The organism is Propionicimonas sp. (assembly GCF_034927565.1).
Taxonomy (GTDB): Bacteria; Actinomycetota; Actinomycetes; order Propionibacteriales; family Propionibacteriaceae; genus Propionicimonas.
Genome location: NZ_JAYFPT010000010.1, coordinates 88,530 through 107,748 on the forward strand (window position 1 = coordinate 88,530; position 19,219 = coordinate 107,748).

16 protein-coding genes are annotated in these 19,219 nt (G+C 71.2%); 10 read left to right on the forward strand and 6 right to left on the reverse strand.

Annotation, left to right across the window (positions count from 1 at the left end; all coding sequences use genetic code 11):
• Positions 1-61: 61 nt before the first annotated feature.
• Genes VB080_RS03180 through VB080_RS03220 form a run of 9 tightly spaced genes read left to right on the forward strand, consistent with a single transcriptional unit; the run spans position 62 to position 9,433 of the window.
• The gene (locus VB080_RS03180) at positions 62-1,066 is read left to right on the forward strand and encodes an ABC transporter permease (RefSeq protein WP_323416971.1); all 1,005 of its coding nucleotides are present in this window, start codon (positions 62-64) and stop codon (positions 1,064-1,066) included.
• Positions 1,059-2,063 (forward strand): ABC transporter permease, encoded by a 1,005-nt coding sequence (locus VB080_RS03185; protein ID WP_323416972.1) that lies wholly within the window; start codon positions 1,059-1,061, stop codon positions 2,061-2,063. Before VB080_RS03180 ends, VB080_RS03185 begins: the two co-directional genes overlap by 8 nt.
• The gene (locus VB080_RS03190; protein ID WP_323416973.1) at positions 2,060-2,920 is read left to right on the forward strand and encodes an ABC transporter ATP-binding protein; all 861 of its coding nucleotides are present in this window, start codon (positions 2,060-2,062) and stop codon (positions 2,918-2,920) included. Before VB080_RS03185 ends, VB080_RS03190 begins: the two co-directional genes overlap by 4 nt.
• Positions 2,917-3,762, forward strand: coding sequence for an ABC transporter ATP-binding protein (locus tag VB080_RS03195; RefSeq protein ID WP_323416974.1), 846 nt, complete (start codon positions 2,917-2,919; stop codon positions 3,760-3,762). Before VB080_RS03190 ends, VB080_RS03195 begins: the two co-directional genes overlap by 4 nt.
• Complete coding sequence (locus VB080_RS03200) at positions 3,755-4,987, forward strand: ROK family transcriptional regulator (protein WP_323416975.1); 1,233 nt, start codon at positions 3,755-3,757, stop codon at positions 4,985-4,987. Before VB080_RS03195 ends, VB080_RS03200 begins: the two co-directional genes overlap by 8 nt.
• A gap of 48 nt (positions 4,988-5,035) precedes the next feature.
• Positions 5,036-6,292: a 6-phospho-beta-glucosidase gene (locus tag VB080_RS03205; protein WP_323416976.1), complete on the forward strand. Its 1,257-nt coding sequence runs from the start codon at positions 5,036-5,038 to the stop codon at positions 6,290-6,292.
• The gene (locus VB080_RS03210; protein WP_323416977.1) at positions 6,289-7,278 is read left to right on the forward strand and encodes an N-acetylglucosamine kinase; all 990 of its coding nucleotides are present in this window, start codon (positions 6,289-6,291) and stop codon (positions 7,276-7,278) included. Before VB080_RS03205 ends, VB080_RS03210 begins: the two co-directional genes overlap by 4 nt.
• Entirely contained in the window at positions 7,271-8,830 is a 1,560-nt protein-coding gene (locus VB080_RS03215) for a family 20 glycosylhydrolase (protein ID WP_323416978.1), read from the forward strand. Before VB080_RS03210 ends, VB080_RS03215 begins: the two co-directional genes overlap by 8 nt.
• Positions 8,831-8,872: 42 nt before the next feature.
• Entirely contained in the window at positions 8,873-9,433 is a 561-nt protein-coding gene (locus VB080_RS03220; RefSeq protein ID WP_323416979.1) for a DUF421 domain-containing protein, read from the forward strand.
• A 73-nt stretch (positions 9,434-9,506) separates the two neighbouring features.
• Here VB080_RS03220 and VB080_RS03225 read toward each other — a convergent pair whose 3' ends face one another.
• The 4 genes from VB080_RS03225 to VB080_RS03240 all read right to left on the reverse strand — a co-directional run bounded on the left by VB080_RS03225 (position 9,507) and on the right by VB080_RS03240 (position 14,762).
• Complete coding sequence (locus tag VB080_RS03225) at positions 9,507-10,355, reverse strand: YhfC family glutamic-type intramembrane protease (RefSeq protein ID WP_323416980.1); 849 nt, start codon at positions 10,353-10,355, stop codon at positions 9,507-9,509.
• Between the two features lie 164 nt (positions 10,356-10,519).
• The gene (locus VB080_RS03230) at positions 10,520-12,433 is read right to left on the reverse strand and encodes an ABC transporter ATP-binding protein (protein WP_323416981.1); all 1,914 of its coding nucleotides are present in this window, start codon (positions 12,431-12,433) and stop codon (positions 10,520-10,522) included.
• Positions 12,430-14,163, reverse strand: a complete 1,734-nt coding sequence (locus VB080_RS03235; RefSeq protein ID WP_323416982.1) for an ABC transporter ATP-binding protein — start codon at positions 14,161-14,163, stop codon at positions 12,430-12,432. The genes VB080_RS03230 and VB080_RS03235 overlap by 4 nt, the downstream gene beginning before the upstream one ends.
• Entirely contained in the window at positions 14,160-14,762 is a 603-nt protein-coding gene (locus VB080_RS03240) for a TetR/AcrR family transcriptional regulator (RefSeq protein ID WP_323416983.1), read from the reverse strand. Before VB080_RS03240 ends, VB080_RS03235 begins: the two co-directional genes overlap by 4 nt.
• Positions 14,763-15,078: 316 nt before the next feature.
• On the opposite strand from VB080_RS03240, the gene VB080_RS03245 reads away from it, so the two are divergent.
• Entirely contained in the window at positions 15,079-17,091 is a 2,013-nt protein-coding gene (locus VB080_RS03245; RefSeq protein WP_323416984.1) for a S9 family peptidase, read from the forward strand.
• Between the two features lie 132 nt (positions 17,092-17,223).
• Here VB080_RS03245 and VB080_RS03250 read toward each other — a convergent pair whose 3' ends face one another.
• Positions 17,224-18,507, reverse strand: coding sequence for an MFS transporter (locus VB080_RS03250; protein ID WP_323416985.1), 1,284 nt, complete (start codon positions 18,505-18,507; stop codon positions 17,224-17,226).
• Complete coding sequence (locus tag VB080_RS03255) at positions 18,504-19,118, reverse strand: helix-turn-helix domain-containing protein (RefSeq protein ID WP_323416986.1); 615 nt, start codon at positions 19,116-19,118, stop codon at positions 18,504-18,506. Before VB080_RS03255 ends, VB080_RS03250 begins: the two co-directional genes overlap by 4 nt.
• Positions 19,119-19,219 lie beyond the last annotated feature (101 nt).

Genomic DNA, 19,219 nt, shown 5'->3' on the forward strand with positions numbered 1-19,219 from the left:
GCCATCGCCGGATCGCCGCCCGGCGTCCGACCGCCCACCCGTTGCACCCAGGAGGTGACCAGTGACGTTCTACGTGCGGCGGATCAGCTTCTACATCATCACCCTCTGGGCGGCGATCTCGCTCAACTTCCTGCTGCCGCGGATGTTGCCGGGCGACCCGGCGGCGATCATGCTCGGCAAGCTCCGCCGGGCCAACGGCGGCCGGCCGCTGTCGGACGAGATGGTCCGTTCGATCCGCTCGATCCTGGGCTCCGACCAGGGCATGAGCTGGTGGGACCAGTACCTGGCCTACTGGGGCCGACTGCTGCACGGCGACCTCGGGGTCTCGTCCACCCGCTACCCGGCCCCGGTAGTCGACCTGATCGCGGGCGCGCTGCCCTGGACGGTCGGCCTGGTCGGGCTGGCCACGATCATCTCCTTCGTTCTCGGTCTGGTGGGCGGGGCCTGGGTGGGCTGGCGGCGCGGCACCTGGCTGGACCATCTGGTGCCGGTGACCACCTTCCTGCAGTCGATCCCGTACTTCTGGCTGGCGCTGGTGCTGGTGGCGGTCTTCTCGGTGCAACTGGGGCTGCTGCCGATCGTCGGCGGCTATGACGTCTTCGACTTCCCGGCCGGGCCACAGCTCAGCTGGGAGTTCGTCCACAGCGTGGTGGTCCATGGCTTCCTGCCGGCGCTGACCATCGTGATCTCGTCGGTCGGCGGCTGGCTGCTGGGGATGCGCAACATGATGGTCCAGACCCTCGCCGAGGACTATGTCACCACCGCCGAGGCCAAGGGCCTGCCGCCGCGGCAGATCCGCAACCGCTACGCCGCCCGGAACGCGGCGATCCCCAGCCTGGCCGGCTTCGGCATCGCGCTGGGCTTCGTGGTGGCCGGGTCGATCGTCACCGAGCAGGTGTTCAGCTATCCGGGCATCGGCAAGCTGATGATCCAGTCCGTCCAGGGCCTGGACTACGCGCTGATGCAGGGGGTCTTCCTGGTCATCACGCTGACCGTGCTGGTGGCCAACTTCGTGATGGAGCTGATCTACGGCTTCATCGACCCGAGAGTGAGGCATCGTGGCTGAGATCGTCGGTCTCGACCAGGTCGTGACGCCGGTCCCGCCGGACGGCGGCACCCCGCCGCCGAGCTCGGCCACCCGGATGCTGCTGCCCAGCCTGTCCGGCAAGCTGCTGACCGGCCTGGTGATCGTCGCGCTGATCGTGCTGCTGGGGCTGGTCGGGCCGCTGCTGGCGCAGGATCCGCGCGACTCCCACCACCCCGCCCTGCTGCCGCCCGGTGGCGACCACTGGCTGGGCACCACCAAGCTCGGCTACGACGTCTTCGCCCAACTGGCGCACGGTACCCGGGGGTCGCTGTTCGTCGGCATCGTGGCGGGGGCGATCTCGCTGCTGCTGGCGGTCATCTTCGGCGTCTTCGCCGGCTACTTCGGTGGCTGGCTGGATGAACTGCTGACCCTGGTCACCAACATCATGCTGGTCATCCCCGGCCTGCCGCTGGTGATGGTGATCGCCGCCTACGTCCAGCACACCGAGGGGCTGGGACCGCTGGCCCGCAGCTCGCTGCTGGTCGCCTTCGTGCTCGGCATCACCGGCTGGGCGGGTTCGGCGGTGGTGCTGCGGGCGACGGCGAAATCCGTACGGGCCAGGGAGTACGTCTGGGCGGCCCGGGTGGCCGGCGAGCGGCCGCTGCGGATCATCTTCGTGGAGATCCTGCCCAACCTGGTGCCGCTGATCGCCGCCCAGTTCATCTTCGGGGTGATCTTCGCTGTCCTCGGCGAGGCCGGGCTGTCCTATCTCGGGCTGGGCCCGACCGGGTCGATCACCCTGGGCACCATGCTCAACGATGCCCAGACCGGGCAGGCGGTCGGCACCGGGGCATGGTGGTGGTTCGTGCCACCGGGCGCGGTGATCGCCGCGCTGGGTGCCGGCCTGTCGCTGATCAACTTCGCCATCGACGAGGTGGTCAACCCCAAGCTGCGGCTCGCCCCCGAGGCGGCGCGGTCGCAGCGGCTGGCCCGCAAGGCCGGACGCAGTGTGGTCGCCCCCGAGGCGGCAGCATGAGCCAGATTCCCGTGCTGAGCGCCCACCAGGTCTCCATCGAGTACGCCGGCAACCCGCCGGTGCGAGCGGTGCAGGACGTCTCGCTGACCCTCCACCGGGGCGAGATCCTCGGCCTGGCCGGCGAGTCCGGCTGTGGCAAGACCACGCTGGCCTACGGTCTCAATCGGCTGCTGAAACCGCCGGCCCTGATGACCTCGGGCGAGGTGGTCTTCCACGACAGCTCCGGAGCGGACATCGACGTGGTGCGGCTGTCCGACAGCGCGCTGCGCGGCTTCCGCTGGGACAAGCTGTCGATGGTCTTCCAGGGCTCGATGAACTCCCTCAACCCGGTGCTGAATGTCCGCAAGCAGTTGGCGGACGTGTTCACCGTCCACCGGCCGGGCATGCCGCGCCGGGAGCGGGAGGAGCGCAGCGCCGAACTGCTCCGGTTGGTGGGGGTGGATCCGTCCCGGCTGTCGGCCTTCCCGCACGAACTCTCCGGCGGCATGCGGCAGCGGGTGATGATCGCCATGGCGCTGGCGCTGGGGCCCCAGGTGATGATCATGGACGAGCCGACCACCGCCCTCGACGTGGTGGTGCAGCGCGGGATCATCCGGGAGATCATGCGGCTGCGGGAGAAGCTGGGCTTCGCGGTGATCTTCATCACCCACGACCTGCCCCTGCTGATCGAGATTAGCGACCGGATCGCGATCATGCTGGCCGGCCGGATCGTCGAGCAGGGCGAGGCCGCGCAGATCTACCGCGACCCGCAGCACGAGTACACCCGCACGCTGCTGGCCAGCTTCCCGAGCCTGCGCGGCGAGCGCGGTGGCTTCGTCCGCGCCGGCCGGCCGACCACGGATCCAGGTGCGGCGTGAGTACCGGCTTCGGCGGCGTTCCCGACCTGCTGGAGGCCCGCAACCTGGTCAAGGACTTCCAGCTGCGCAGCGGCTGGCACCGCTCGGTGCTGCACGCCGTGAAGGACGCCAGCTTCCGCCTCACCCCCGGTGCCACGCTGGCTCTGGTGGGGGAGAGCGGGTCGGGCAAGTCCACGATCGCACGCATGCTGGCCAAGATCGAGACCCCGTCGTCCGGCGGCATCTACCTCGACGGCAGGCCGAGCCCGAACGGCGGCCCCGGGCTGGCCTGGTACCGCAAGCACGTCCAGATGGTGTTCCAGGACCCGTTCGCCTCGCTCAACCCGTTCCACACCGTGCTGCACCACGTCGAGCGGCCGATCCGGCTGCACCACCCGAGGCTCGCCGACGCCGAGGTGCGCTCCCGGGCGCTGGGGTGGCTGGAGCGGGTGCAGCTGACCCCGGCGGAAAGCTACGCCCAGCGCCGGCCGCACGAACTGTCCGGCGGGCAACGGCAGCGGGTGGCGATCGCCCGGGCACTGGCCCCCGGCGCACGGTTCATCGTCGCCGACGAGCCGGTGTCGATGCTGGACGTGTCGATCCGGCTGGGGGTGCTGAACCTGCTGGCCGACCTGCAGCGGGAGGAACGGCTCGCCGTCCTCTACATCACCCACGACCTGGCCACCGCCCGGCATTTCTCCGACGAGATCCTGGTGATGTACCACGGCGACATCGTCGAGCGCGGCCCGTCCGACCGGGTGATCCTCGACCCACAGCACGAGTACACCAGGACCCTGCTGGACGCCGCCGCCGACCCCGACCGGCTCGGCCAGCTCCGCGATGAGGTGCGGCGGAATGGCTGAGCGACTGGTCCGCGGCCGCCCGGCCCGCGATGATGCGTATCCACAGCCTGCGACAGGAAGGGAGAAGGTGGCCCAGATCGATCCCGGCACGCCGACCTGGCTGCGTGCCCACAATGACCGGACGGCGCTCCGGCTGCTGCTGGAGCGGGGACCACTGACCCGGGCCCAGCTCGGCGAGCTGTCCGGGATGTCCAAGCCGACCGCCACCCAGATGATCAGCCGGCTGGAGAGCGCTGGCCTGGTGAGCGCCGTCGGCACGGTCTCCGGCGGACGCGGCCCGAACGCGGTCAGCTACGGGGTGCGTGCCGACCGGCTGCTGGGGGTGGCGGTGAGCATGCAGGCCACCGTCATCCAGGCCGTGGTGGTCGACGCGCTGGACGCCGAACACCCCGTCGTCGAGCTGCCGACGGCCGCGTCGGGCAGAACCCCCGAGCAGGACATCCGCACTGCCGTGGCGGTTGCCTGCGAGGCGGCGCAGGTCGGGACCAGAGCTGTCAGGCTGGTGGCGGTCGGCGTCCAGGCGGCTGTCGACAGCGCCGCCGACACGCTCTCGCTGACCGACACGCTGCCGGGCTGGCCCGCTGCCGGGGCCCGCACCCGGATCGAGCAGGCGCTCGGCCTGGACGTGACGGTGGAGAACGACGTCAACCTGGCCGCCATGGCCGAACGCGCCGTCGGGGCCGGGCAGCAGGCGGACAGCTTCGTCCTGTTCTGGCTGGGCGAGGGCCTCGGCCTGGGGGTCGACCTCGGTGGCGTGGTGCACCGCGGCTCCTTCGGCAGCGCGGGCGAGATCGGCTACCTGCCATTGCCGGCCGCTGCCGCGGCGCTCGACCCGGACGCCACCGATGCCACCGAACTGCTGGGCGGTCCGGCGATCGTCCGGCTGGCCGGGCTGACCGTCCCGGGGACGGCGGCGGAGCTGGCCGCCCGGTTCGGCGCAGACCCGGCGCTGCTGACCGCGGTCGCCGACCGGGTGGCGGTGGTGCTCGCCTCGGCGCTGGCCGTCCTCGACCCGGCGCTGGTGGTGCTGGGCGGCCCGACCAGCGCCGCCGGTGGGCCCGCGCTGGCGGAGCTGGTCGCCGACCGGGTGGCCGGCGGCCCCCGTCCGGGCCTGGTCGTGCAACCCAGCCGGACGGGCCCCCGTCCGGTGCTGCTCGGTGCCCGGCAGTTGCTGGTCGACCAGATCCGCGAGCGGCTGGTGTCCGACATCACCGCGGGCGGCTGACGCCGCACCGTCCCGTCCCCGATCCATGTCTGAGAAAGGAACCCAGAGATGAAGCTGGCCATCGTCGGCGGCGGCTCCACCTACACCCCGGAGCTGGTTGACGGCTTCGCGCGGCTGCGCGAGCAATTGCCGCTGGCAGAGCTTGTCCTGGTCGACCCCGACCCTCACCGGCTCGACCTGGTGGCCGGGATCTCCCGCCGGATGCTCGCCCGCGCCGGACACCCTGCCCGGGTGGTGGCCACCTGCGACCTGGTGGCCGGGGTGGCCGACGCCGACGCGGTGCTGATCCAGCTGCGGATCGGCGGCCAGGACGCCCGGCAGTCGGACGAGACCTGGCCGCACGAGGAGCACTGCATCGGGCAGGAGACCACCGGGCCGGGTGGGTTCGCCAAGGCGCTGCGCACCGTGCCGGTGGTGCTGCGGATCGCCGAGGTGGTGCGCCGGCACGCCCGTCCGGATGCCTGGATCGTCGACTTCACCAACCCGGTCGGGATCGTCATCCGGGCGCTGCTCTCCCAGGGCCACCGCGCGGTCGGGCTGTGCAACGTGGCGATCGGCTTCCAGCGCCGGTTCGCCGGGCTGCTCGGGGTGGCGCCGGACGAGGTGGCGCTGGGCCACGTCGGCCTGAACCACCTCACCTGGGAGCGCAGCGTGAACGTGGCCGGCACCGACGTCCTGCCCGGGCTGCTGGCCTCCCGGCTGGACGAGCTCGCCGAGGAGGTGGAGCTCGCACCGGGGCTGCTGGGGCAGTTGGGTATGGTGCCGTCCTACTACCTGCGCTACTACTACGCCCACGACGAGGTACTCGCCGAGCAGCTGGTCGAGCCGACCCGCGCCGAGGCCGTCCGGGCGATCGAGCGGGAACTGCTGGAGCTCTACGCCGACCCGGCGGTGGACACCAAGCCGGCCGCCCTGGAGGGCCGCGGCGGTGCCTTCTACTCCGAGGCGGCGATCGAGATCCTGGCCGCCATCAACGGCGCCGGACACCCGCCACGGGTGGTGAACCTGGCCAACGACGGGCTGCTGCGGTTCCTGCCTGACGACCACGTCGTCGAGGTGCCGGCCCGGTTCACCGGCGGCCGCTTCGTCGCCGAGCCGGTGGCCCCGCTGCCCGAGGACGTCGCCGGCCTGGTCGCCGGGGTCGCCGGCTACGAGCGGCTGGCGCTGGACGCGGCGATCCACGGTGGCCGGGACCGGGTGGTCCGCGCCCTGCTGGCCCACCCGCTGGTGGGCCAGTACCACCGCGCCGAGCGGCTCGCCGACCACCTGTTGGCCGCCAACCGGAAGTTCCTGGAGTGGGCATGAGAAGCGCCGCTGCCGAGCCGGTGGTGGTGGCGGTCGACGGCGGCGGCTCCAAGACCGACGCCGTGGCCACCACCCTCGACGGGACGGTGGTCGGGCAGCTCCGCGGCCCCGGTTCCAGCCCGCACCTGGACGACCTGGGCTGGTCGGTGCGGATCGTCGACGACCTGGTCCGGGCGGTGGCGGACGGACGTCAGGTCCGTCAGGCGAACCTCTACCTCTCCGGAATCGACCTTCCCTCCGAGATCGACGTCTACCGCGCCCGGCTGGCGTCGCTGCCGTGGGCCGGGGAGTCCACCGTGGTGGACAACGACCTCTACGCGCTGCTGCGCGCCGGGACGGACGCGCCCGATGCCGTGGCGGTGGTCTGCGGTACCGGGATGAACGCGATCGGGGTGCGCGCCGACGGGGCGGAGGTCAGGTTCCCCGCCCTCGGGGAGATCTCCGGCGACTGGGGCGGTGGCGGCGGCCTGGGCGCCCAGGTGCTGTGGCATGCCGCCCGGGACGCCGACGGACGTGGCCCTGCCACCCTGCTCACCGCCGGGATGCTGGAGCGGCTGGGGGCCGACTCGGTGGCCAGCGTGATCGAGGACTTCCACCTCGGCCGCCGCTGTGACAGCGAACTGGCCGGGCTGCCGCCGCTGGTCTTCGAGGCAGCCGCCGCCGGCGACCCGGTGGCGCGCGGGCTGGTGGACCGGCAGGCGGAGGAGATCGTCGCCTTCGTCCGGGCCTGTCTGCACCGGTTGGAGCTGTTCGATCGCCCGGTGCCGGTGGTGCTCGGCGGCGGGATCATCGCCGCCCACGACCCGCTGCTGATGGCGGCGATCCACACCCAGTTGGCGGCGCTGTCCCCGCTGGCCCGGGCCGTGGTGGTGGCGGCGCCGCCGATCCTGGGCGGGATCCAGCTCGCGCTGACCGCCGCCGGTTGCGGCGCCGATGCCCTGGCCCGGGCCCGTTCCGGTCTGGGCTACCCTGACCCCCGTGGCTGAGCGGCGACCCACCGATCCCGCGGGTCGGGGCCATCCCGGCCCCGTCGCCGGGATCGTCGCCGCCCTGGCCGGGCGAGTGCCCGCCGGCCCAGTGGGCGGTGACCCGGTCGACCTTGCTGGCCCAGCGGGCGGTGACCTTGCTGACCTGGCGGGCGGTGACCCGGTCAGCCTTGCCGTCCGAGCCGGTGAGAGCCCCTTGCAGCCCGGGACCGGCCTGCTGCCGCTCCCGGTGGAGCTGGAGTCCCGGAGCGGCCCGGGAGCGCCCGCCTCGTACCCGGCGGACGTGGCGATCGACCCCGCCCTCGGCCCGGAGGCCTATCAACTCACCACTGACGCCGACCGTCCACGGATCGTCGCGGGTGACGCCGCCGGGGCGTTCTACGCCCGCCTCACCCTCTCCCAGCTGCCCGTCGGCCCAGACGGGAGACTCCCGGCACTGCGGGTCGCCGACCGTCCGCGGTTCGGCTGGCGGGGCGTCCTGCTCGACGTGGCGCGGCATTTCCTCGGCACCGACGACGTCCTGGCCTTCCTCGACGACCTCGCCGACCTGAAACTCAACCGGCTGCACCTGCACCTCACCGATGATCAGGGCTGGCGGCTGCAGATCGACTCCTGGCCCAGGCTCGCCGAGGTCGGCGGACGATCCGGCAGCCAGGGATCGGCCGGTGGCTGGTACAGCAAGGACGACTTCCGGCGGATCGTCGCCCACGCCGCCGACCGCCACATCGTCGTCGTCCCCGAAGTGGACTTTCCGGGCCATACCAATGCCGCGCTGGTTGCCTATCCGGAGCTGGCCTGTCCCGGGGTGGTGCCCGAACCGTACGAGGGCGACGAGGTGGGCTTCTCGACCCTGGACACCGCCAACGAGTTGGTCTACCGGTTCACCGCCGAGGTGCTGCGGGAGGTGGCCGAGCTCAGCCCTGGACCGTGGCTTCATCTGGGGGGTGACGAATGCCTTTCCACCCCGGACGAGGGGTACGCGGAGTACGTCCGGCGGGCAGCGCGGCTGGTGACCGGCCTGGGCCGGATCCCGGTCGGCTGGCACGAGATCGGCCAGGCCGGCGGGCTGCCCGACGGGGTGGTCGGGCAGTACTGGAACTACACCATCCCCGAGGACGGCCACGCTGCCCGGGTACGGTCGCTGGTCGCGCAGGGCGGGAAGGTGATCCTGTCGCCGTCCGACGTCGCCTACTTCGACATGAAGTACACCGCCGACGACCTCCTCGGACAGGACTGGGCCGAGGGGCCGACCAGCCTGCGGGAGGCCTACGGCTGGGAGCCGACCACCGTCATCGACGGCCTGGCCGAGACCGACCTGCTGGGGGTGGAGGCGGCGGTCTTCACCGAGTACCTCTGCGGGCTGGACGCGGTGCGCTCGCTGGCCTTCCCGCGGCTGGCGGCCTTTGCCGAACTGGCCTGGTCGCCGGCGCCGGCCCCCGGCCAGCAGCGGGACTTCGCCGGGTTCACCCGGCGGCTGGCGGGCTATGCCCGGCGCTGGGATGCCCGCGGTGTCTCGTACCGTCGGGTGCCGGAGGTGGACTGGGAGGCGTGACCAGGCGGCAGACTGGGGGCACGCACGACGCAGGAGGACGTCATGGAGTGGTACACCCCGTTCATCACGATGGACATTCCGCTGCTGGAGAAGGTGCTGCGCACCGTGGTGGTCTACCTCGGGATCGCCCTGCTGCTGCGGCTGGCCGGCAAGCGGCTGCTCGCCCAGATGAACTCCCTCGATCTGGTGGTGGTGCTGCTGCTCAGCAATGTCGTGCAGAACGCGATCATCGGCCCGGACAACTCGGTACTGGGGGCGATGATCGGCGCCGTGGTCCTGATCGGCTTCGACCTCGGCCTTGACGTGCTGACTCAGCGCAGCCGCTGGTTGCAGCGCCTGCTGGAGGGCCGTCCGGTGGCGTTGGTGAAGGACGGTCACGCCGACCGGGCGGCGCTGGCCCGGGTCGGTATCGAGGACCGGGAACTTGCGCTCGCGCTGAGTCGGCAGGGCATCGACGACGTCTCCCAGGTGGAAACCGCAAGCCTGGAAACCGCCGGCGACCTACTGATCGACCTGAAGCCCGGAGAGCGTCCGGCCAGCCGCGACGACCTGGCCGCCGCCGTCGCCGAACTCAGGCAGCTGATCCTGGCCCGCCAGGGGTGAACCTGCCGCCTCAGCGCCACGCTGTCCTCGTCCGGGCGCCTGGCCGGGGGCGACAGGGGTCTGGCGGCGCGGGTCAGGGCAGGGGAGACTGCGGAGGCGGTGGTGCGGCGAAGGCCCGGACGGGGGCGTCCGGCTGGCTGAACCAGCCCCGGACGCGGGCGATGCCGAACCACAGCGCCACCGCGACCGCGGCCAGCGCGGCCTCGACCAGCAGTGCCGGCCAGCCCGCGGCCAGGCCGAGGACGGCCAGCAGGTTGACGCTGCCGTGCAGTACCACCGCGACCAGCCAGGCGAGCGCCTTGCGGCGGTGGACGATCCCGGCCAGGACGATGACCGAGCAGGCGACATGCAGGCTGATCGCGCTCAGCCGCTCCACCCCTGCCAGCAGGAAGGTGGCCGGAGGGGTAGTCGTGAGGGCGGTGAACAGCTGGTCGGCGGTCTCCTGCGGGAGCGCCGCGGCGATGGTCGGCCACTGACCGGCGTTGATCAGGACGGCCAGCACCAGATTGTTCACCATGGTGAGACCGACGAGGGTGATCGCCTCGATACCGCCGTGGCCGAAGCCGAAGGTGACGCCGTCGATCCAGCGGTGGAAGGCCTTCAGCAACAGCAGCATCACCACCAGCCTTCCGGTCTCCTCGAACAGCCCGGCGGTGTAGCTCGCCACCGGTCCGGACAGTAGGAAGCCAGAGACGTCCGCCCCCAGCGCGGGCACCACGAAGGTCATCAGCGGGATCTGGGTCAGCCACTGGGAGGCGGTGAACGCCAGCGCGCCGGCCCAGAATGCCCGCCACACCCCCGGCCAGCGGCGTCCGCCTCCGGCGTTGCGACGGGTGGCGATCCAGGCGAAAGCGCCCAGCGGCACCACCACGCACACCGCCAGGACGACAGCCATGGCGGCCACGGCGAGCGGTGAGACCATGTCGCCACCCTACTCAGCCGCTGACCTGGTCAGCGGGTTCGGCTGGGCTCGAACCTTGGTCTGCCTGCCAGGAACCGGGTGCTTCAGGGCAGGTGAGTGCACCTGAACACCTCCGGTGGCCTGTTTGCTCCGGTTCTGGTGGGCACCGGTGGGGTGGAGCCGGCTCAGGCCACCTGCCCTTCGGCCGGTTCGGCGTTCGGGTCCTCGGTGAGGGCCGCCGCGAACTGCGCCTGGTAGAGCCGGTAGTAGTGGCCGTGGGCGGCGAGCAGCTCGTCGTGCGTCCCCTGCTCGACGATCGCGCCATTCCGCATCACCAGGATGACGTCGGCGTCGCGGATGGTGGACAGCCGGTGGGCGATCACGAACGACGTGCGGTCGGCCCGCAGCTTCTTCATCGCCCGCTGCACCAGCAACTCGGTGCGGGTGTCGACCGAGCTGGTCGCCTCGTCCAGGATCAGCAGGGAGGGCTCGGACAGGAAGGCCCGGGCGATCGTCACCAACTGCTTCTCACCGGCCGACAGGTTGGACGCCTCCTCGTCGATCACGGTGTCGTAGCCGTCGGGCAGCGAGTGGGCGAAGCGGTCCACGTAGGCGGCCTTGGCCGCAGCCAGGATCTCGTCCTCGGTCGCGCCTTGTTTGCCGTAGGCGATGTTGTCCCGAATGGTGCCGCCGAACAGCCAGGTGTCCTGCAGCACCATCCCGATCTGGCTGCGCAGTTCGCGGCGTGGCACGCTGGCGATGTCCACCCCGTCCAGCGTGATCCGTCCGCCCTGCAGGTCGTAGAACCGCAGGATCAGGTTCACCAGGGTGGTCTTGCCGGCCCCGGTCGGGCCGACGATCGCCACTGTCGAGCCGGGCTCGGCGACCAGCGACAGGTCGGTGATCAGCGGCTTGTCGGGGTCATAACTGAAGTCGACGTGCTCGAACTCCACCCGCCCACCGGTGACCGCCAACTGGCCGTCGGCGTCGGCCGGCTCCTCCTCGGCGTCCAGCACCTCGAAGACCCGCTCGGCCGAGGCCACGCCGGACTGCAGCAGATTGGCCATCGACGCCAGCTGGGTGATCGGCTGGGTGAACATCCGGGAGTACTGGATGAACGCCTGGACCGAACCCAGGCCGAGCGTTCCGGACGCCACCTGCAGACCGCCCACCACGGCGATCACCACGTAGTTCAGGTTCCCGACGAAGAACATCACCGGCATGATGATCCCGGAGATGAACTGGGCGCCGAAGGAGGCGTCGAACAGCTCGGCGTTCTTCGCCTTGAACTGGGCAAGGGACTCCCGCTGGCGTCCGAACACGGTCACCAGGTCGTGGCCGGTGTAGCTCTCCTCGATCTGGGAGTTGAGCTCGCCGGTCGACTTCCAGGTCGTGGCGAACAACTTCTGGGAGCGTTTGCCGATCACCACCGTGAGGCCCATCGCGATCGGGATCGTGACCAGCGCCACGACCGCCAGCAACGGCGACACCCAGAACATCATGAACAGCACGCCGAGCAGGGTGAACAGGTTCGACAGCACCTGGGAGAGGGTCTGCTGCAGGGACTGCGCGACGTTGTCGACGTCGTTGGTGACCCGGCTCAACAGCTCACCGCGGGGCTGGCTGTCGAAGTACTTCAGCGGCAGCCGGCCGATCTTGGACGAGACCTGGGCGCGCATCCGGTAGACCGAACGCTGCACGATGCCGTTGATCAGCAGGCCGCCGCCCCAGCTCAGCAGCGCGGCGACGATGTACAGCGCCAGCGCGCCGGCCAGCACCCGGCCGACGGCGGCGAAGTCGATCCCGGTGCCGTTGACCACATGGGCGGTGAAGATCAGGTCGGTGGCCTGGCCGAGGATCAGCGGTCCGACCGAGGAGCCGAGCGTGGAGAGGATGATCATGCCGATCACCAGCCAGATCTTCGGCAGTTCCGGACCGAGATTGCCCAGCAGGCGGCGCAGCGAGGGGCCGAAGTTGACCGCCTTCTCGCCGGTGCCGCCGCCCATTGGGCCGTGGCCGCCGCCGCCACGGCGTTGCGGGCCGTACTTGGGACGGGCGTTGGCCTTCACCGGTGCCGGCTTGGGAGTGTGCTGGCTCATGCTGCAATCTCCTCGGCGCGGAACTGGCTCTCGACGATCTCCGCGTAGGTCGGACAACTCCGGAGCAACTCCTCGTGAGTACCCAGCCCGACCACCTGGCCGTCGTCCAGAACGATGATCTGGTCGGCGGTGCGGATCGTGGAGACCCGCTGGGCGACCACGATCACCGCGGCGTCGGTGGTCTCGGGGACCAGGGCCGTGCGCAGCGCGGCGTCGGTGGCGACGTCCAGGGCCGAGAAGGAGTCGTCGAAGACATACACCTCGGGCCGGCGCACCAGGGCGCGCGCAATCGAGAGCCGCTGCCGCTGGCCGCCGGAGACATTGGTGCCGCCCTGGGCGATCGGGGAGTTGAGGCCGTCCGGCATCTTCTCGACGAAGCCCTTCGCCTGGGCGACCTCCAGCGCGTGCCAGAGTTCGGCGTCGGTGGCGTCAGGCTTGCCCAGCCGCAGGTTGCTGGCCACCGTCCCACTGAACAGGTAGGGCTTCTGCGGCACCAGGCCGATCCGGCTCCACAGCAGGTCGGGGTCGAGCTCGCGGACGTCCACCCCGTCCACTTCGACGCGACCTGCGGTGGCGTCGAACAGCCGCGGAATCAGGTTGACCAGGGTGGTCTTGCCGGCACCGGTGGAGCCGATGATGGCGGTGGTCTGACCGCACCGGGCGACGAAGCTCACCCGGTCGAGCACCGGGGTTTCGGCGCCGGGATAGCAGAAGCTCACCTGGTCGAACTCGACCTCGCCATGCCGGGGGACGGTGGTGACGCCCTGGTCGGGCGGCACCACGGACGAGCGGGTGTCCAGGACCTCGCTGATCCGGCCGGCCGAGACCTGCGCCCGCGGCGCGATCATCAGCATCATCGTGGCCATCATCACGCTCATCAGGATCTGCATCAGGTAGGCCAGGTAGGCGGTCAGCTGACCGACCTGCAGGTGACCCTCGGCCACTCGCTGGGCGCCGAACCACATCACCGAGACCTGGGAGAGGTTCATGATGACCATCACGATCGGGAACATGGTCATCATGTAGCGCCCGGCCCGGGTGGCGGTGTCGGCCAGGTCGGCGTTCGCGCGGTCGAAGCGGGCCGCCTCGGTGGGTTCGCGGACGAAGGCCCGGATCACCCGCAGACCGGCAATCTGCTCGCGCAGCACTCGGTTGAGCGCGTCCACCCGCTGCTGCATGGCGCGGAACAGGGGGGTCATGTGGGTGACCAGGAAGCCGATCAGCACGCCCAGCAGGATCACCGCAACCAGGATGATCCAGCTCAGTCCGACGTCCTCCCGCAGCGCCATGAAGACGCCGCCGATCGCGGTCAGCGGTGCGGAGACCAGCATGACGGCGGTCATCAGCACGAGTTGCTGCACCTGCTGGACGTCGTTGGTGTTGCGGGTGATCAGGCTCGGCGCGCCGAACTTGTTCACCTCGCGGGCGGAGAAGGTCAGCGCGCGGGAGAAGACCGCGTTGCGGACGTCACGGCCGAAGCTCATCGCGGTGCGGGCACCGAACCAGGTGGCGCCGATCTGGCCGGCCACCTGGACCAGGCTGACCGCCAGCATGATCGCGCCCAGCCGCCAGATCACCGCGGTGTCGCCGGTGGCGACGCCGTCGTCGATGATCTGGGCGTTCAGGCTGGGCAGGAACAGCGAGGCGATCGACTGGGCCAGCTGCAGCAGGACAACGGCTACCAGCAGCCAGACGTAGGGTCGAAGGTAGCGGGTGAGAAGACGAATCATGGGTTTCCTCGGGTGATGCCGTGGAGTACGACGTCGGCGACGGCGGACGGCTCGACGAGAGTGTGGTTCTCAGAGAGTTGGAAGGTGGAGGCGAAGGCCATCGCCTGAAGCACGTTGGCGGCCGTCCGGGGCGGGAGGGTCAGCTGGGAAGCGTACCCCTGCAGGCTGCTGGCGACCGCATCGGTCATCCGCAACTGCCGGTCGTGGTGGAACGGCTTGGGCGGGTGGCCCGGTGGCGGACCGGGTGGCTGCCCGGCCGCCGGCCGGTGGAAGACGGCCACCGCCAGCGCGCGCGTGCGGTGGATCTCCTGCTGCAGAATCGCCAGCAGCGCGGTCACCCGTTCGGTGAGGTTCTGGTCTTCGGGCAGGTCTGCAACCTGGGTCACCGCAGGCTCGGCCTCCAGAGCGGCCAGGGCGGCTGCGGCGATCAGTTCCTGCTTGGACTCGAAAACCCGGAACAGGGTGCCCTCGGCCACCCCCGCCGCCTCGGCGAGCTGCCGCGTGGTCAGCGAGGTACCGTGTTCGAGCAGCAGCGGCGTGACCGCGCCGATGATCGCCTGACGGCGGTTCTCGGGGGTCATGGCAGTTGCGCGGCTCACGGACGGAAGTGTAGTGAGTGAGTACTCACTCACCAAATAGGTAGACGTGCTTAGGGCGTGACGGAAGCTGGCGCTGCGCGTGGCGGTCTTGGGGCGCAACGGAAGCCGGCGTTGCACGCGATGGTCTTGTCCGGCCCACCCCGGCCCAAGGAACCGGCCCACGGCTGGCGACCGCCACCCTTGTCGCCGACCGCCACCCTTGTCGCCGACCGCTCCGCCCAGGGGCCTGGCTCTCGACGCGAGGACAGGCGGCCGGTTCGGGAGGGGAGGCGGTCAATAGCGCTCGGGCTGGCGCTGGCGGGGCTAGGCTCGGGAAATGAAGCCCGAGCAGCTGGATCGTCTTGTCACCGTGTCCCGCCCGGCGGTCCACCCGGACGGGTGGGCGGTGGCCTCCGCCATCCGTCCCGACTTCGCAGCGGACGCCTATGTCGGCCAGTTGTGGCGGGTGCCGCTGGATGGTTCGGCTCCCTCGCGGATCACCCGTGGCTTCCGCGACACCGCCCCCCGGCTCTCCCCGGACGGCCGGCTGATCGGCTTCCTGCGGGCGACCCCCGACGGCCCACCCCAGCTCGCGATCGTTCCGGCCGGTGGCGGTGAGCCGATGGTGATCACCGACCGGAAGCTGGGGGTGGCCGAGTTCGCCTTCACCCCGGACTCCTCCCGGATCGTCTTCACCGCCGCCGTCCCACAGCAGGGTCGCTACGGCACGCTGGACGGCGTCCCCGCCGCAGCCGAGGACCCGCGCCGGATCACCGGTCTGTCCTTCCAGCTCAACGGCCGCGGCTACACCGCCGACCAGCGCGTCCACCTGTTCGTCGTCACCCTGCCCGACCCGGGGGACGAGCCGCCGGTCACGCCGGTCGGCCGGGCGGCGAAGGCCGATGCCGGCGACCATTCACTGGTTCCGCAGGCCCGGCAACTCACCGAGGGCGACTTCGATCACAGCCAGCCGGTGGTGGCAGGCGAGTCGGCGATCGTGGTCGCCGCCCGCCATGAGGGCCGTGATACCGACCTGCGTGAAGACCTCTACCGGATCGACCTGGCCACCGGCGCCGCGACCCTGCTCACCGATCCTGCCGTGATCGGTACCAGTCTCGCGGTCAGCTCGCCGGTGACGGTGTGGGGCGACCTGTGGTTCCTGGGGACCGATCTGGGCCCCACCGGACGAGACCATGTCGCCCGCAATGCGGCGGTCTGGCGGATGCCCTGCAGCGACGGGCCGGCCGTCCGGCTCACCGATCCCGCCGACCTCGACTTCACTGACCTCGATGCCGACCCGGCCGACGGTGTGGTGCTGGCCGTCCTGGCCGAGCGTGGGGTGGGTGTACCGGTCGTTTTCTGGCCGGACGGCAGCTGGACGCGGATGGAGCTCCCCGCCGGCGCCTCGGTCTCCGGGATCGCCGGTGCAAGCGGACGGGCCGTGGCGGCGGTGGCCACCCCGTCCAGCTCCGGCGAGGTTGCGGCAGTGGGCGCCGACTCGCGGTTGCTGACCGACTTCGGGGCGCGGCTGCGCGAGGTCGCCACGCCGCTCCCGGCGCGTGAACTCATCGCCACCAGCCCGGACGGTACGGCGGTGCCCGGCTGGGTGGTGGTACCGGAAGGTGAGGGACCGCATCCTGTGCTGCTGACCATCCACGGCGGTCCGTTCGCGGCCTACGGGCCGGCCTTCTTCGACGAGGCGCAGGTCTACGCACAGGCCGGTTACGCGGTGGTGATGTGCAATCCGCGGGGCTCGGCGACCTACGGTGAGGCGCACGGGGCGGCCATCCGGGGCGCCTTCGGCGATCGCGACCTGGCCGACGTGCTGGCTTTCCTCGACCACGCAGTGGTCACCGTCCCCGCGTTGGACGGTGACCGGGTCGGGGTGATGGGCGGCTCCTACGGCGGCTACCTGACCGCCTGGATCATCGCCCACGACCACCGGTTCGCCGCCGCGATCGTGGAGCGCGGCTATCTCGACCCGCGCTCGTTCGTGGGCGCGTCCGACATCGGCTGGTTCTTTCCGCACAGCTACAACACTGACGACCCGGCCACGATGGACGCCCAGTCGCCGATGCTGTTGGCCGGCCAGGTCACCACCCCGACTCTGGTGCTGCACTCCGAGCAGGATCTGCGCTGCCCGCTCTCCCAGGCGTTGCGGTACTACACCGAGCTGAAGCTGGCCGGGGTGGAGGCCGAGCTGCTGGTCTTCCCCGGCGAGAACCACGAACTCTCCCGCTCGGGCCGCCCCTGGCACCGCCGGCAGCGCTTCGACGCCATCCTGGACTGGTGGGGACGGCACCTGCCGGTCGCGGGCCAGATGGCCAGCATCAGTCAGCCAGGTTCGTGACGGAAGTGTCGCAATCCTGCGGCTCGATGCTTCGCCAAGGCGTTTCCAGGCCCACTGTCGACGTCGAGGTGCACGATCACGACACCGGGGGTGGGGGCACCGGTCGGCGCCCGGCTGTCGAGTCTGCTGCGCTCACGCCGGCGTGCGGCCGTCCGCTCCGACCGGGGCGCTGGCGCGCTGCCGCTCGCGCCGCAGCGCCGGGACGAAGCACAGCGCCCCGAGCACGCTGAACCCGCCGCCCGCGACCATCGCCACCGGGGTCGAGACCGTGGCGGCCGTCCAGCCGAGCAGCGGTGAGGCGATCGCATAGGCCAGGAAGCCCAGCATCGACGCCATGGAGAGCACCGTCGTCCGGTTGCTTGCGACGGCCTCGCGGTGCAGCAGCGTGTTGTAGACCGGGCCACCCGAGCCGTGCAGTCCGTAGGTCGCCAGGTAGGCCACGACCAGCGCGGCCGGCCCGCCGGCCAGCCCCATCCAGACCGCCCCCAGCCCGTTCAGGACGCGGGCCAGCAGCGCTGTCCTCGCCACGCCGATCCGGGCCGACGCCAACCCGGCCAGCCCGGAGCCGAGGGCGAACACCGCCCAGCCCACCGAGGCCACCGGCCCCATCAGCGCCCCGGCCCGGGTGTTGTCGGCCAGCAACTCGCCCAGCCGGATCGGAGTGAAAGACTCGAAGACCACCATCGCCGTCGACCAGAACACCTCCACCAGCAGCAGCGCCCGGAGCACGCCGTTGTCGCGAGCCAGCCGGAGCCCGGTCGCGACGGTGCCCGGTACCTGCCGGACGGTGGCCAGCGCGGCTCGTACCCTCCCGTCCGCATGCCTGGCGGGCTCACGCAGCAGCATCGCCAGCATCGTCAGGTGGACGGCCGCCAGCACGGCATAGGCCACGTACGGCAGGGTGAGCGCCGACCAGAACTGCACCGGATGCCACCAGACCAGCCCACCGCAGGCCAGCGAGCCCAGCGCGATCGAGACGCCCAGGACGGCGCCCTGCTGGGCCAGCGTGCGGTCGACGTCGGCACCGGGGCGCTCGCGGTGGACGGTGTCCACGAACCATGACTCCAGCGGCCCGGAGTCCAGCGCGCGGAAGACGCCCATCGCGACCGCCGCGGCGGTGAACGCCCAGAAGGAGTCCGCGGTGCAGTACAGCACCGCGGCCAGCACCTGCAGGACTGCTCCGGCCAGCAGGACGGGCCGGCGTCCGAGGGTGTCCGCGATGCCGGCGGTCGGCAGCTCGAGGGCGAAGACCACCAGCCCGACGACCGAGGCCAGGGTGAGTGCGTGCGCCACGTCCAGCCCGCGCTCCAGGTACAGCAGGGTGGTGACCGGTACCACCAGGCCGACCGGGAACCAGCGGGTGACGGTGAGCAGCAGGAAGATCCGGCGGGCCGCGGCGGCGTTCAGCGGGATCATCCGGCAGCGTCCTGGTCGGGCGGATCGGCCGGGTCGAGCGGGAAGGCGATCCGATAGCTGTGCAGCCGACGGGCGTCGGCCTGACCGGCGCCGGCTTTGCGGTACTTCTCGATCACGGCGTCGATCTCGGTGAACATCGCGCGGGCCTGGGCGGCGGTGACCTCCACCCAGGTGTCGTTCATTCCGCTGACGTCCTGCCAGCGGGCCGGCCAGGTGTCGGCGACGTCCAGCCAGGCGGCGTACTGCTGGTCGAAGTCCCGGTGGTACTTGCGAACCAGCCAGTCCAGCGCGGTGCGGGCGTCCTCGTCCTCGGCGAAGGCGGAGTTCAACCAGCCGTGGCTCTGCGTGGCGGCCTGCCAGATCCGCTCCTTGCCGCGACCCCGTCCGGTGTCGGCGACCAGGCCCACCTCCGCCAGCTTGCGCAGGTGGTAGCTGGTCGCGCCGGTGTTGGTGTGCAACCGCGTGGCCAGGTTGGTGGCGGACGCCGGGCCGTCGACCCGGAGCGCCGACAGCAGCCTGGACCGCAGTGGGTGGGCCAGCACCTTCACCGCGGTGGCGTCGAGTTCGAGGTGGGAGAAGGGCCTGGATCCGGCTGTGTCGTCGGTGCTCATGGCGGCAGCCTACACGTGCACAATAATCATGCACAATACCTGTGTACGTGTCCCGGGGCGAGGCACGAGACTGTCCCGGCTCGCCCCGGACCTGGCATCAC

Coding starts and splice junctions, on each gene's coding strand:
- VB080_RS03190 (WP_323416973.1), top strand. CDS start 2,060: ATGAGCCAGATTCCCGTGCTGAGCGCCCACCAGGTCTCCATCGAGTAC.
- VB080_RS03200 (WP_323416975.1), top strand. CDS start 3,755: ATGGCTGAGCGACTGGTCCGCGGCCGCCCGGCCCGCGATGATGCGTAT.
- VB080_RS03205 (WP_323416976.1), top strand. CDS start 5,036: ATGAAGCTGGCCATCGTCGGCGGCGGCTCCACCTACACCCCGGAGCTG.
- VB080_RS03210 (WP_323416977.1), top strand. CDS start 6,289: ATGAGAAGCGCCGCTGCCGAGCCGGTGGTGGTGGCGGTCGACGGCGGC.
- VB080_RS03220 (WP_323416979.1), top strand. CDS start 8,873: ATGGAGTGGTACACCCCGTTCATCACGATGGACATTCCGCTGCTGGAG.
- VB080_RS03225 (WP_323416980.1), bottom strand. CDS start 10,355: ATGGTCTCACCGCTCGCCGTGGCCGCCATGGCTGTCGTCCTGGCGGTG.
- VB080_RS03230 (WP_323416981.1), bottom strand. CDS start 12,433: ATGAGCCAGCACACTCCCAAGCCGGCACCGGTGAAGGCCAACGCCCGT.
- VB080_RS03235 (WP_323416982.1), bottom strand. CDS start 14,163: ATGATTCGTCTTCTCACCCGCTACCTTCGACCCTACGTCTGGCTGCTG.
- VB080_RS03245 (WP_323416984.1), top strand. CDS start 15,079: ATGAAGCCCGAGCAGCTGGATCGTCTTGTCACCGTGTCCCGCCCGGCG.
- VB080_RS03250 (WP_323416985.1), bottom strand. CDS start 18,507: ATGATCCCGCTGAACGCCGCCGCGGCCCGCCGGATCTTCCTGCTGCTC.
- VB080_RS03255 (WP_323416986.1), bottom strand. CDS start 19,118: ATGAGCACCGACGACACAGCCGGATCCAGGCCCTTCTCCCACCTCGAA.